This is a genomic window from Pseudomonas sp. W3I7, from assembly GCF_030816095.1.
Lineage (GTDB): Bacteria > Pseudomonadota > Gammaproteobacteria > Pseudomonadales > Pseudomonadaceae > Aquipseudomonas > Aquipseudomonas salomonii.
On record NZ_JAUSXP010000001.1, the window covers coordinates 4,404,735 to 4,417,819 of the forward strand.

Annotated in this window: 12 protein-coding genes; 8 read left to right on the top strand and 4 right to left on the bottom strand. The window is 54.6% G+C overall.

What is annotated here, in order from left to right:
- Positions 1-129: 129 nt before the first annotated feature.
- Genes QF043_RS20300 through QF043_RS20335 form a run of 8 tightly spaced genes read left to right on the top strand, consistent with a single transcriptional unit; the run spans position 130 to position 10,168 of the window.
- The gene (locus QF043_RS20300; RefSeq protein ID WP_307419954.1) at positions 130-1,374 is read left to right on the top strand and encodes a hypothetical protein; all 1,245 of its coding nucleotides are present in this window, start codon (positions 130-132) and stop codon (positions 1,372-1,374) included.
- Positions 1,375-1,376: 2 nt separating this feature from the next.
- On the top strand, positions 1,377-1,838 hold the full coding sequence (locus QF043_RS20305; protein WP_307419955.1) for a serine O-acetyltransferase: 462 nt from the start codon (positions 1,377-1,379) through the stop codon (positions 1,836-1,838).
- Between the two features lie 16 nt (positions 1,839-1,854).
- Positions 1,855-3,477 carry an O-antigen ligase gene (locus tag QF043_RS20310; RefSeq protein ID WP_307419956.1) on the top strand — a complete coding sequence of 541 codons (1,623 nt, stop codon included), beginning with the start codon at positions 1,855-1,857 and terminating at the stop codon, positions 3,475-3,477.
- The gene (asnB, locus tag QF043_RS20315) at positions 3,477-5,318 is read left to right on the top strand and encodes an asparagine synthase (glutamine-hydrolyzing) (RefSeq protein ID WP_307419957.1); all 1,842 of its coding nucleotides are present in this window, start codon (positions 3,477-3,479) and stop codon (positions 5,316-5,318) included. Before QF043_RS20310 ends, asnB begins: the two co-directional genes overlap by 1 nt.
- A 60-nt stretch (positions 5,319-5,378) precedes the next feature.
- Positions 5,379-7,007, top strand: a complete 1,629-nt coding sequence (locus QF043_RS20320) for an alginate lyase family protein (RefSeq protein ID WP_307419958.1) — start codon at positions 5,379-5,381, stop codon at positions 7,005-7,007.
- Between the two features lie 7 nt (positions 7,008-7,014).
- The gene (locus QF043_RS20325) at positions 7,015-8,193 is read left to right on the top strand and encodes a glycosyltransferase family 4 protein (protein WP_307419959.1); all 1,179 of its coding nucleotides are present in this window, start codon (positions 7,015-7,017) and stop codon (positions 8,191-8,193) included.
- Positions 8,194-8,195: 2 nt separating this feature from the next.
- Positions 8,196-9,155 carry an SDR family oxidoreductase gene (locus QF043_RS20330; RefSeq protein WP_307419960.1) on the top strand — a complete coding sequence of 320 codons (960 nt, stop codon included), beginning with the start codon at positions 8,196-8,198 and terminating at the stop codon, positions 9,153-9,155.
- Positions 9,152-10,168: a glycosyltransferase family 4 protein gene (locus tag QF043_RS20335; RefSeq protein WP_307419961.1), complete on the top strand. Its 1,017-nt coding sequence runs from the start codon at positions 9,152-9,154 to the stop codon at positions 10,166-10,168. Before QF043_RS20330 ends, QF043_RS20335 begins: the two co-directional genes overlap by 4 nt.
- Before the next feature lie 60 nt (positions 10,169-10,228).
- Here the strand turns inward: QF043_RS20335 and QF043_RS20340 are convergent, their stop codons facing one another.
- The 4 genes from QF043_RS20340 to rpsA all read right to left on the bottom strand — a co-directional run bounded on the left by QF043_RS20340 (position 10,229) and on the right by rpsA (position 13,043).
- The gene (locus QF043_RS20340; protein WP_056857638.1) at positions 10,229-10,456 is read right to left on the bottom strand and encodes a LapA family protein; all 228 of its coding nucleotides are present in this window, start codon (positions 10,454-10,456) and stop codon (positions 10,229-10,231) included.
- A gap of 19 nt (positions 10,457-10,475) precedes the next feature.
- Entirely contained in the window at positions 10,476-10,769 is a 294-nt protein-coding gene (ihfB, locus tag QF043_RS20345) for an integration host factor subunit beta (RefSeq protein ID WP_003172657.1), read from the bottom strand.
- Between the two features lie 133 nt (positions 10,770-10,902).
- A complete protein-coding gene (locus tag QF043_RS20350; protein WP_017136101.1) occupies positions 10,903-11,187 on the bottom strand; it encodes a hypothetical protein in 285 nt (94 codons plus the stop codon).
- A gap of 161 nt (positions 11,188-11,348) precedes the next feature.
- A complete protein-coding gene (gene rpsA, locus QF043_RS20355; RefSeq protein WP_017136102.1) occupies positions 11,349-13,043 on the bottom strand; it encodes a 30S ribosomal protein S1 in 1,695 nt (564 codons plus the stop codon).
- Positions 13,044-13,085 lie beyond the last annotated feature (42 nt).

The following is a 13,085-nucleotide window of genomic DNA, read 5'->3' on the forward strand; positions in this document are numbered from 1 at the left end:
CTGATAAATCCCGCCTGGAAATCGACGCAAGCCGTTAGTATTGCGTCGGTTTCCGAGCACCGCGTTGGGCATGTTTGTTAAATGATCATGCCATTGCATTTGTCATGATGAGGTTCAAGAGGTTCTGGCATGGTCAACCTATTGATCCAGGTGCTGACACTGATAAGTGGCCTGGTTGTTAACTTTGTGATTCCCGGACTTTATGGCCTGGAAGCGTACGGCGCATTCATCAAGGCCAACGTGCTGGTATTTTTATTTCAAAAACTCTTGGATATCGTCAATGAGCAGCTGATTGCCACCGTGGAGGCCGAGTACATTCTGGTGACTTCATTATTTATGGCCGTACTGATTTTTGTACTGTTCAGCGCTGTGAACCTGATTGACCACATCGGCAACCCCCTCCTGCTGGGGGTGATGCTCTTGAGCTCGGCATGCCTGTTATCGCTGTTCGGGCTGCGCCTGCAACGCTGGATCGTGGCCTACCTGGTGCTATTTCTTGGCGTGTTTTTCACGCTCCTGTTTATCAGCTACCAACAGATAGTGCCGCTGACTATCGTCGACATACTGATTCTGACCAACTTGATTCCGTGCGTATTTGCCGTAGCGGTGCTGTTTTTCAAAGGTGCGAAACTGCCCGTCGGCAAACAGCTGTTGCAGACCTGCCAAGGTGTGCTGTTGTTATTACCCAGAATGATATCCATCACCCTGGTGTTCAACCTGTTCACCAACATCTTGCCCTTCATTCTTTCCAAGAGCCTGCCCGTGCGCGACCTTGGTTTGTTCAGGGTAATCGTCTCGATCATTCAATCCGCTACCAGCCTGTTCCCCATCAACGTCAGGGCAGTCTTTGTCGCCTTCGTCTCGGGCGGGCAACGTCAAGCGCACTATAGAATCATCACATCGGTCGCTATTTTCTACTTCGCGTTGGTGGGCTTGTCGGGGTACGCGGCGGTTTGGCTGTTCCCTCAGTACTCGAACTATCTGGTAATGCTGCCCTGCCTGCCAGTGCTGTACTGGGCAGTGGTGACAGAGCGCTATCTGGTCGCCTCCGGCCTGCACCGCAAAGTCATCGTGGCAAACCTTGTCATTGCCCCACTGGCCATAACGAGCATGATTGTGTTTGTCAAAGACTTGAACCAGGCGCAGTTGTTCTACGCTATCGGGTTCTCGGCCTATTTGCTGTTCCTGCATATAAGCTGCCGTCCTGGCATTCGCTTGCCGGTGGTTTTTTGGGTCGCGTTACTTTCACCCCTGACTATCTTATTGACACACATGAGCTTGGTCTGGGCCGTGCTGTATATGTGCTCGCTCATGATCATCGCAGTGGGAGCACTCCAGCTTCGACCCGCCGATCTTCGCACGCTGAGGTTTTAACCGTGAACGCAGTAAAACTTTATCGAGTTGGAAACTGGCTGCACCGGCATCGAGTGCCGTTATTACCAGGCCTTGTTCGAAATGTGATTTTCCTACTGTTCAACTCTTACATTCCAATCACCGCGACGATCGGAAAGGGCACGATATTCGCCTATGGCGCGATCGGCGTCGTACTGCACGCGAATGCCAAGGTTGGCGACGGCTGTGTACTGGGCCAAGGCATCACCATCGGCGCCGCTGAGGGTTATGTCACCAGCGAGATCAATCGCTGCCCCGTCATCGGTGACAACTGCTACATAGGGGCCGGGGCAAAGATCATTGGCGACATCGTCATCGGAAACAACTGTCAAATTGGCGCTTCAGCGGTCGTATTGAAAGACGTGCCTGATAATTCAATCGTTGTCGGAATACCTGCAAAGGTGATTGGACAAACAGCCAGCGACTATAAAGCCATACGCCCTTGAACAATGGAGTACCGCAATGAGTCAACCTGTCTGCGTAAAAAATTCTATGGCGATCACGGCAGCAGCGCTCATTGCCATTTTATTTATGCTGGATCCTGGCGTGCTTTTCTACACGGCCATTATCGGCAGCGCTCTACTGGTATTGACGGCCATCCTGTCGCCTTGGCTGGGTTTATTGGCGCTGTTCCCAATGGCCTTTGCTCTTCACCCCGCGCCCACTTCGTTGGGCGCCCAGGAAATAGCGTTTGCTGCCCTGCTGATGGCGGTATTCCTCAGCGCGTTGATCAAACTGCTCCGTACTCTGGGTTTCAGATCGGTCCTGCGCCTGTTCGCCACCCCATTGCTAATAGGCCTGGGGTTTCTAGTGCTGAACCTGGGTGTAGCGATGTACCACCATGTTCCGATGGCTGATTGGATCAGAGGGGTAGTGCCCTTTCTGTTTATCTATGCACTGATCCCGATCTGCGCACTGGTAGGCCGCGAAGAGAACAACATTCGTTGGCTGGGCGCTTCGGTGGGAACCCTGATTTTACTGACCGCAGGCTACATCGTTGTCTATTACTTCTATCACGGCTTGTGGCAACCGTACTGGACCCTCCAGGTCAACGGGGAGATGGTAAAAATCCCTTATGAAGAAGCGCTGCGCAACGTTAACGCACAGGGCCCCATGCGTGATCGCATCACCATGGTGCTGGCGCAAGCAACCGACGCGATCCTGCCGCTGGGCATGGTGCTCGGGTATGTCGTCGGCACGTTGACGCCTGACCGAAGGGTTGCATGGATCAGTGGCCTGATATCGCTGCTTTGCGCGGCCGCAGTGCTGATCACATTCACACGAAGCATGCTGATCAGTGCGCTTGTGGTCATTGGCTTGTTCGCGCTCTATACCTTTTTCGCGCATAAGCATTTACGGCTGAAAGTAGTATCCGGCATTGTCATTCAAGCGCTGTTTAGCCTTGTGTTTATTTTTGCCACCGGCATGCAAGACGTATGGCTGGGGCGCATGAACTCCCTGGCGAATACTGCACTGCCTATCGCAACCTCTTCCATTGCGTCCATGGGAGAGAAACGCACGCAACCTGACGCTGCGGCGCCGGTAGTCTCCGAGTCCAAGCCTGCTGCCAACGAGAAGCAGGACTTCAACGTCTCTTCCCGGGTACAGGAATATAAAATCGCCTGGAGCATGTTTCAGGATCACCCCGTGCTGGGCAATGGTATCGGGATCAAACACGAGATGCGCTGGGAGAGACCCGGCGGTGATTCATTCACGGAGTCAGTTGGCTATATCCATAACTGGCCACTGTACATGCTGATGGTCGGCGGCATTTTGGGGCTGTTGATGTACATCACTGTCCTCGGCGCTCCCGTCGTCTATCGGTTGACCTCTCTGAAGTCCGACCCCGTTCACCTCACCGTGATTCGCACGGCAGTCATAACGCTGGCGATCTACGGGTTGTTCTTCGCGGTGTTTCGCCTGATTTCCTTCAACTTACTGCTCGCAGCAGCCTGGGGCGTAATGCTGGCGCACAAGCATTCAAATCAAATGATGGGTACCGCCTTGCCTGTCGGGCATCCAGCGTCACTCTCCAACACCCGGCCGGTAACGGTCGTCAAAGACACCAGGGAGACGTCGGTATAATGTGTGGCCTCAGCTTTTTTGCAGTCAAAGACGGCGTACCCGAGACTCAGGCTCAAATGGAAAAAAGCCTGGCGGTTACACGGCACCGTGGCCCGGATGCATCCGGTACCTATTTCGCCAGTGTCGCGGGCTATCAGGTAGGCCTGGGGCACAACAGGTTGAGCATTCTGGATTTGTCACCGACTGGCAGCCAGCCGATGTTTGCCGACAATCATGGTGTGAGCATCGTGTTCAATGGCGAGGTGTTTAACCACCACGAGTTGCGCCGGCAACTGGTCGAAAAAGGCTATACCTTCAAAGGCACCTCCGATACCGAAGTTATCCTGCAGTTGTACGTAGAGCATCAAGAGCAGGCCTTTGCACTGCTTGAAGGCATGTTCACATTTGTCGTATTGGATGAGCCGCGCAAAAAAACCTTTCTGGTCAGGGACGTCGTTGGCATCAAGCCGGTGTATTGCTATACCGGCACCGACGGCTTCTACGCCTGCTCAGAAATCCGCGGCCTCAAATGTTTCTCGCAGGTAAACACCGACATAGACCCGGATGATGTCTTTGAGTTTTTCAACAACGGCTTTCTCTACGAACCCAACACCGGCTACACATCCATCAAGAAACTGATGCCCGGCAGTTACCTGGCGTTCGACCTGGCAACCGGCAAGATCACAACCCAGCGTTACCAGAGCGCGATGAACTTCAAGACCGAGCAAAGCCTGGTGCAGGATGTGCGCTCTGCCGTGACGCGCCAATTGGAAGCGGACGTACCGGTCGGGGTATTTTTCAGTGGTGGCGCAGACTCCAGCATCCTGGCAAGTTTCACCGGTGATGCTGATTTATTTTTCGCACAGTACGACGCAACGGACGACTCCACTGTCGATACGAAGTTTTCCGCCAGGATCGCCGAACACCTTGGCAAAAAGCTGGTGGTCACCGAGATTCTCGACTCAAATACAGACCCGTTCGAGTCCATCGACTTCGTCGCTGCCAACACCGAAGAACTGGTCTCCGACTATACGTTCTGGGCAACCTACCGTTTGTCCACCGAAGCCAGGAAAAGTGGATATACCGTCATGCTCAGTGGCATGGGCGGAGATGAGGCGTTTGCAGGTTACCCACGCTACACAGTCCTCAAGCATCACACGCTCATCAGGTGGCTGTATCCCGTATTAAGTGCACTGCTAAAGCTCAAGTTATTTCCAAAGCGGCTCGACAAAAAGTTTGAGCGGTTGGTGTCCTACGCCCAGGAAAACTATTGGCCCCTGGCGTATTCGCGCATGCTGGGGTACTTCTCCCGCCAGGAGTTGCAGGGCTTTTTTCGCGACTACATCGAGCTTGAGCGACACTACAAGCAACGCCTGTCCGGCGTAATGGATCAGTACACCGGCGCCGTTGAAGACAAAGTTAAATGCGCACAGCATTTTGATCAAACAGGCTTCTTGAGCCATAACCTGAGTGTCTCGGACAAGGCCAGTATGCTCGCCAGTATCGAACTGCGCGTCCCCTTGCTGGACGAGCGCGTGGTGGCCAGCGGTCTTGCAACCTCAAGTGCAGATTTGCTTAAAGGCGGAGCGCCAAAGGCCCCCCTCAAGAAGCTGCTGAAAAGCCTGCTTCCCGCCTCATTGGTTGATCGCCCCAAAACAGGCTTCAACCCACCTCTGGATGGCATTATCCAACGCATAGGCCAACAACGCCTGCTCACCGAGTTCGAGCGCATCTACACCTACGTAGCCCGAGAGGAAGTGGAAAAGTTAGTGAACAATCATTTTTCAGGCAGCGCAAACAACACCTACAAACTCTGGCAGATGGTGTACTTCGAGCGTTGGCTGAAAATCAATTTCCCTTAACGGGCGTCAGGCAGTACTCACTACTTTAACTTTCAAGTGATTGACCTAAGCAGGACGTTGATGCAACGAATAATCAAGCTCTACCACACCGTTAAAATGCTGCGACTGAAGCAGATCGTTTACCGTCTTTACTATCGCTTCGCTAAAGTCCGGCCTTTTTCGGCGCAAGGCTTTACCCGGCGCCCTGGAATTAACCTGGCGAAGGCTCCCCATTGGTGTGCCTCGCGCTTCGGTGCCGACGAACAATTTGAATTCATGGGGCTGACGGCGCCGATTGATTGGCACGATCAGACACGACCGAAAATTTGGCAGTACAACCTGCATTATCTGGATCACCTGGCCGCTTCAAGCGAGGACCGAAGAGACTTCGACACGCGCCTGGTCAACAGTTGGATCACAAACAACGCCCCCTTTCATGGATGCGGCTGGGAACCCTATACGCTCTCTTTACGCATCGTAAATCTGATCAAGTGGCTGCAACAACAACCGACCCTGGAACCGCACTGGCTCGACAGTCTGGCTACACAGGCCCACGCGCTGTCCGAACAGATCGAGTATCACATTCTCGCCAACCATTTGTTCGTGAATGGCAAGGCACTGGTGTTTGCCGGGAGCTTTCTGAACGGCGATCGGGCAGACAGCTGGCTGTCCAGGGGGTTGAAGATCCTTGATGAGGAAATCAAGGAGCAGTTTCTTGCGGACGGTGCGCACTTCGAACTGTCCCCCATGTACCACGCGTCTCTGCTTTGGGACATCTGCGACCTGCTGAACTTGGCCACGCACTCCGAGCTGCCGGAACTTAACACTCGCAAAAAACAATGGAAGCAGCAGATTGAGCAAGGCCTGGTCTGGTTGCGCAGCCTCCAGCACCCGGATGGTGGCATTCCGTTCTTCAATGACTCGGCATTCGGCATTGCCCCCACACTGCTGGATATAGAGGCATACGCGTTTGAATTGGGGTGCCGTGCGCGCAATGACACGTCCACCACTACGATTGCAGCTGTACACCAGGCTGAAAGTGGCTACGTGGCGATCAATTTTGGCGATCAGTGCAAAGCGTTGTTGAACCTTGCGCAGGTTGCGCCTGATTACCAGCCAGGTCACACCCATGCGGACACCCTGAGCTTCGAACTCAGCCTGTTTGGACAGCGCGTGTTCGTCAACTCTGGAACGTCTCAATATGGCGAAGGCGCAGAACGTCAACGGCAACGCAGCACCGCAGCGCACAACACGGTAGAAGTGAACGGTGAAAACTCATCTGAAGTCTGGGCCGGATTCAGGGTCGCACGACGCGCACGCACCACTGTGGGTGAGCTGGAAAAAACAGTCGATACCGTACGTGTCAGTGGCAGCCATGACGGCTACCTGCGCCTACCGGGGAAAAACCTGCACGTTCGCGAGTGGGTTGCGATGGCCGGTGAATTACAGGTGACAGATTCCGTCTCCGGCACATTCGATCAAGCTGTCTCAAGGCTATTTTTACACCCTGATATCCGCACCACTCAACAAGGCAACAAGGTAACGATCACCCTGCCCGGCGGTCAGGTCGCTGTTGCGACACTAGAGGGCGCAACCCGGATCCATGTGGTGTCTTCCACATGGCATCCGGAATTCGGCAAGTCTGTTCCCAATCAGTGCATCGTCGCTGAAATGTCGACAGACAAACTGACCACCCGCATAACATGGTGAGGCTTACGTGAAACTTTTGATTTTGAGCTTTTACTACCAGCCTGATCTGTCAGCCGGTTCATTCCGCACGACGGCACTGGTGGATGCACTTCTGGAACAACTGCCCACAGACGCCCATATCGAGTTGATCACAACCCTGCCAAATCGCTACAGCTCTTTCAGCAGTCAAGCCCCGGAACTGGAGACGCACCCCAGGCTCACCATCCGCCGAGTGGCCCTGCCTGGCCACAAGAGCGGGATGGTCGATCAAGCAAGAGCGTTTCTGGTGTATGCCAACGCTGCACGCAAGATTGTGCGAAACCAAGACTACGATCTTATCTACGCGACTTCTTCACGCCTGATGACCGCTACGCTGGGAGCGGTGATCGCACGCACAAAACGAACGCCGCTCTACCTGGATATACGCGATATCTTTGTCGACACGATCAAGGATGTGCTGTCCAAAGAAAAAGTCTGGTTGCTTAAACCCTTATTATCGCTGGTTGAACGTTTTACCGTTCACTCGGCGCAAAAGGTCAACCTGGTCTCTGAAGGTTTTCTGCCTTACTTCCAATCACGCTATCCCGATCAACGCTACTCGACCTATACGAATGGCATCGATGGCGAATTCCTGGATGCGCAACCGGTGGCTGAAGAAAAGGTGCCCAACCCGATTCTGGACATTGTCTATGCGGGAAATATCGGTGAAGGCCAGGGGCTGCACAACATTATCCCCCAACTGGCCAAACAGCTTGAAGGGAAGGTGCGATTCCGAGTGATTGGCGACGGAGGCCGGATCGGGCTGTTAAAACAAGCCATTGTCACTCACGCCTGTACTAACGTTGAACTCTTGAAACCGGTCAAGCGCGAACAGTTGATCGAGGCTTATCAGGCGGCGGATGTGCTCTTCCTGCATTTGAACGATCACGACGCCTTCCGCAAGGTCTTGCCGTCGAAAGTGTTTGAATACGCGGCACTGGGCAAACCGATCTGGGCGGGCATCTCGGGTTACGCAGCCGGCTTTGTCTCTGAACATATTGAAAACGCTGCCGTGTTTGCGCCGTGTGACGCTGCCGCAGGGATCCAGTCCTTCGAGACGCTCAACATTAAGACGCGCCCGCGCCATGCCTTCGTCGAGCGTTTCGCACGCGGCCGCATCATGCGCGAAATGGCGAATGATGTTCTTTCACTCACAGGAACTCGTTGATTATGCAAATCCTCCTGACGGGAGCGAGCGGCTTTGTCGGTAGCGGGTTAATCGCGCCACTGCTACAACGCCAGCACTCGATTACCGCGGCTGTACGCGGGCTCAAGGCCGACCTCGATCCGCGCGTCAACCAGCGCCTTATCGGCGGGCTATCCGACGATCAGGATTGGCAGGTGTTGCTCAAGCACCAGGATACGGTGATCCACCTGGCCGCCCGGGTCCATGTCATGAGTGACGCATCCACCGATCCACTTGCCGAATACCGGCGGGTCAACGTCGAAGGCACCCTGAACCTGGCCCGCCAAGCGGCGGCTGCCGGGGTTAAACGCTTTATATTTATCAGCTCGATCAAGGTCAATGGCGAGGGCACGGCGACCGGCGCGCCGTATACGGCTGACGGTCCCACAGCCCCTACCGACCCCTACGGCATCTCCAAACAGGAAGCAGAACAAGGCCTGCGAACACTGGCTTGCGAAACTGGCATGGAGGTGGTGATCATTCGTCCCGTATTGGTCTACGGACCCGGCGTTCAAGCGAACTTCCTGAGCATGATGCGCTGGTTGCATAAAGGCCTGCCCTTGCCCTTCGGCGCCGTGAACAATCAACGCAGCCTGGTTGCCTTGGACAACCTGGTTGATTTGATTGTGACGTGCACCGAGCACCCCGCTGCCGCCAATCAAACCTTCCTGGTCAGTGACGGGGAGGACCTCTCCACCACCGCGCTTTTGCGGCGAATGGGAACGGCACTGAACAAGCCCGCACGCTTGCTACCTGTGCCGAGCTGGTTGCTGCAAACCGGCGCCACGGCGCTGGGTCGCCGGGCACTCGCTCAAAGGCTATGCGGCTCCCTGCAGGTCGATATTGGCAAGACTCGCGAACTACTGGGCTGGACACCGCCGAGCAGCGTTGATCAGGCACTGAGTCAAACAGGCAAACATTTTTTGGAACTGCAAACTAAATGAATATGTGGTGGTTATTACCGGCTGTGACGATTGTCGCACTCCTTTTAACCGGGGCCTTGCGTCATTACGCCCTGGCGCGAAGCCTGATCGACATCCCGAATGCGCGCAGCTCGCACGTTGTGCCTACGCCCAGGGGCGGCGGTGTCTCGATCGTCGTCAGCTTTCTGTTAGCGTTATTGCTGACCGCCAGCCTTGGCCTGATTGCATGGCCACTCACCTACGCATTGTTCGGCGCCGGGACCGGCATCGCGGTCTTGGGCTTTTTAGACGACCATGGTCATATCAGCGCACGTTGGCGCCTGCTAGGGCACTTTATAGCCGCGGCATGGGCACTGTTCTGGATCGGTGGCCTGCCGCCGTTGGTGGTGGCGGGGTTCGCCGTCGACTTGAGCTGGATCGGCCATATGCTGGCAGCGGTCTACCTGGTATGGCTGCTGAACTTGTATAACTTCATGGATGGAATTGATGGAATAGCCAGCGTCGAGGCTATTTGCGTATGCCTTGGCAGTGCGCTGCTCTATTGGCTTACAGGGCACGAGTTGATCGCGTTTACGCCGTTGTTACTGGCGTTTGCAGTCGTTGGCTTCCTGTATTGGAACTTCCCAAAAGCCCGTATCTTCATGGGCGATGCGGGCAGCGGGTTCCTGGGCATCACGCTGGGGGTACTGTCGCTACAGGCGGCCTGGGTCACGCCGCAGCTACTGTGGAGCTGGCTGATCCTGCTGGGTGTGTTTATCACTGACGCGACATGGACCTTGCTGCGCCGCCTGCTCAGAGGCGACAAAGTCTATGAAGCCCACCGCAGCCACGCCTACCAGTTCGCTTCCCGTCGGTTCGGTAAACATGCGCCGGTCACCCTGGCGGTAGCGGCAATCAACATTGGATGGCTGTTACCTGTGGCGCTGCTCGTGGGCAGCGGCACGGTGGATGGCTTTTTGGGACTGCTGGCGGCCTATCTGCCGCTGATAGCGCTGGCCGTAAAGTTCAGGGCCGGAGAGAAAGAACCGAAGTGAATACGTCCACAGGGGCGGCGATCGCCTCCCCTTCCTTCCACTTATGAACAGTGGCCTGGATCAAACCCGAGTCTTGCGCCGCGCCCTGGCGACCCACGCCATCAGTGGGCCAATAACCATTCCAACCAATAAAGCGAGCACCACGAAAACAGAAATTGGCAACTGCGGGGCTGCCCAACTCAAGAACTGCAGAGAAACCGACTGTTGATTTTCCAGCACAAATGCCACGATGCACAGCAGCAGCACCAACACTACCAGCAGTGCAATAACACGCTTCAATCTACTCATGCCGCCTCCCTCACGAGTATCAAACCTCGTCTTCATCCTCATTAACTCGATCGCGCAATTCCTTGCCCGGCTTGAAGTGAGGCACAAACTTGCCGTCAAGGCTGACGGATTGCCCGGTTTTCGGGTTGCGACCTACTCGCGGTGCGCGGTAGTGCAGGGAGAAACTGCCAAAACCACGGATCTCAATGCGGTCCCCGGTAGCCAGGCACTGGGACATCTGTTCAAGCATCGTCTTGATAGCCAGCTCTACATCCTTGGATGAAAGCAGCCCTTGATGGGTGACAATTCGTTCGATCAACTCCGACTTCGTCATATTTTTCCCTTCTTTTTCAAGCAGCTAGGAAAAGCGCTTCGAAGGTTTTAGCATGACTTGGTGAATTTGAACAGCCCACCTGCCAACTTATCTGCAGCATCAACGGATACCCGGAACTCATGCTTGACCCCCCTCAATTACAGATCACCAACATGGTACGAGTGACGGCGCCGGCAGGGTTCCAGCCGAACAGATAGTCACCCTCCTCGTCCTTGGCGTCACTGGATCGGGTGATGACCTTGTAACCCTGCATCTTGCACTCTCGGGCAGCGCGCTTCTCACACTTGTCCCAATTGCTGCCAAGGCCCGAGCAATCGATCTCGATGCCGCTGACGCCGCGTTTGGCGTGGGTTTTGGCACTGGTGGCAGTACAGCCGGCCAGCAGCACCACTGCAAATAAAACGATAAGCCTGTTCATTCAAATCCTTATTGAAACAACAACACGGCGGAGCAATTGTTAATAACTATAGTCAGCTCTGACACTGGGCTGCACGCCTTGGTTCTAACTTGTTGATTCAACGAATTTCAGGCACAAAAAAGGGCGACCGAAGTCGCCCTTTTTCTATGGTCTGACAGAACTTAGTTCTGTTTTTCCATTTGTGCACGCAGCAGGTCGCCCAGAGTGGTCGGACCCGAAGCGATGTCAGAGGTAGCTGGCTTGTCGCGCAGGCTCTGAATTGCTTCTTTCTCTTCGATCTCGTCCTTGGACTTGATGGAGAGTTGGATCACGCGGCTCTTGCGGTCAACGCTGATGATCTTGGCTTCTACTTCCTGGCCTTCTTTCAGAACGTTGCGCGCGTCTTCAACGCGGTCACGGCTGATTTCGGAGGCTTTCAGAGTCGCTTCGATATCGTCGGCCAGAACGATGATGGCGCCTTTGGCGTCAACTTCTTTCACAGTGCCTTTAACGATTGCGCCTTTGTCGTTCTCTTGAACGTACTCGGAGAACGGATCGCTTTCCAGTTGCTTGATACCCAGGGAGATGCGCTCGCGCTCTGGGTCAACCGACAGGATAACGGTGTCCAGCTCGTCGCCCTTCTTGAAACGACGAACAGCTTCTTCGCCCACTTCGTTCCAGGAGATGTCGGACAGGTGAACCAGGCCGTCGATGCCGCCGTCCAGACCAATGAAGATACCGAAATCGGTGATCGACTTGATGGTGCCGGAGATTTTATCGCCCTTGTTGAACTGGCCAGAGAAATCTTCCCATGGGTTAGATTTGCACTGCTTGATGCCCAGGGAGATACGACGACGCTCTTCGTCGATGTCCAGAACCATAACTTCCACTTCGTCGCCGACTTGTACGACTTTCGAAGGGTGGATGTTCTTGTTGGTCCAGTCCATTTCGGAAACGTGTACCAGGCCTTCCACGCCTTCTTCCAGCTCTGCAAAGCAGCCGTAGTCGGTCAGGTTGGTAACACGCGCGGTTACGCGAGTGCTTTCTGGGTAACGAGCCTTGATAGCAACCCATGGATCTTCGCCCAGCTGCTTCAAGCCCAGGGAAACGCGGTTACGCTCACGATCGTACTTCAGAACCTTGACATCGATCTCGTCGCCAACGTTGACGATTTCGGAAGGATGCTTGATACGCTTCCAAGCCATGTCGGTAATGTGCAGCAGGCCATCGACGCCACCCAGATCGACGAATGCGCCGTAATCGGTGAGGTTCTTGACGATACCTTTGACTTGTTGGCCTTCCTGCAGGGATTCCAGCAGAGCTTCACGCTCGGCGGAGTTCTCTGCTTCCAGGACGCTGCGACGGGAAACGACAACGTTGTTGCGCTTCTGGTCGAGTTTGATGACCTTGAATTCGAGTTCTTTGCCTTCCAGGTGCGTGGTGTCGCGCACAGGACGAACGTCGACCAAAGAACCTGGCAGGAACGCACGGATGCCGTTAACGTCGACAGTGAAGCCGCCTTTAACCTTACCGTTGATAACGCCCTTGACCACTTCTTCAGCTGCGAAGGCTGCTTCGAGAACAATCCAGCATTCAGCGCGCTTGGCTTTTTCACGGGACAGCTTGGTTTCACCGAAACCGTCTTCAACCGAGTCCAGAGCAACGTGAACTTCGTCACCGACATTGATAGTCAGATCGCCAGCATCGTTGTAGAACTGTTCCAGCGGGATCAGAGCTTCAGACTTCAGACCAGCGTGAACGGTTACCCAGCGAGCTTGGTAATCGATATCAACGATAACACCGGTGATGATGGAGCCTGCCTGAAGGTTCAGGGTTTTTAGGCTTTCTTCAAAGAGTTCCGCAAAGCTTTCGCTCATTTTAATTCCTGTTGATAAGGGCGAAGAATACGCCCATCTCCA

Bases quoted from the DNA above. Each gene is read 5' to 3' on its own strand.
- QF043_RS20300 (WP_307419954.1), top strand. From the start codon at position 130: ATGGTCAACCTATTGATCCAGGTGCTGACACTGATAAGTGGCCTGGTT.
- QF043_RS20310 (WP_307419956.1), top strand. From the start codon at position 1,855: ATGAGTCAACCTGTCTGCGTAAAAAATTCTATGGCGATCACGGCAGCA.
- asnB (WP_307419957.1), top strand. From the start codon at position 3,477: ATGTGTGGCCTCAGCTTTTTTGCAGTCAAAGACGGCGTACCCGAGACT.
- QF043_RS20320 (WP_307419958.1), top strand. From the start codon at position 5,379: ATGCAACGAATAATCAAGCTCTACCACACCGTTAAAATGCTGCGACTG.
- QF043_RS20330 (WP_307419960.1), top strand. From the start codon at position 8,196: ATGCAAATCCTCCTGACGGGAGCGAGCGGCTTTGTCGGTAGCGGGTTA.
- QF043_RS20335 (WP_307419961.1), top strand. From the start codon at position 9,152: ATGAATATGTGGTGGTTATTACCGGCTGTGACGATTGTCGCACTCCTT.
- QF043_RS20340 (WP_056857638.1), bottom strand. From the start codon at position 10,456: ATGAGTAGATTGAAGCGTGTTATTGCACTGCTGGTAGTGTTGGTGCTG.
- ihfB (WP_003172657.1), bottom strand. From the start codon at position 10,769: ATGACGAAGTCGGAGTTGATCGAACGAATTGTCACCCATCAAGGGCTG.
- QF043_RS20350 (WP_017136101.1), bottom strand. From the start codon at position 11,187: ATGAACAGGCTTATCGTTTTATTTGCAGTGGTGCTGCTGGCCGGCTGT.
- rpsA (WP_017136102.1), bottom strand. From the start codon at position 13,043: ATGAGCGAAAGCTTTGCGGAACTCTTTGAAGAAAGCCTAAAAACCCTG.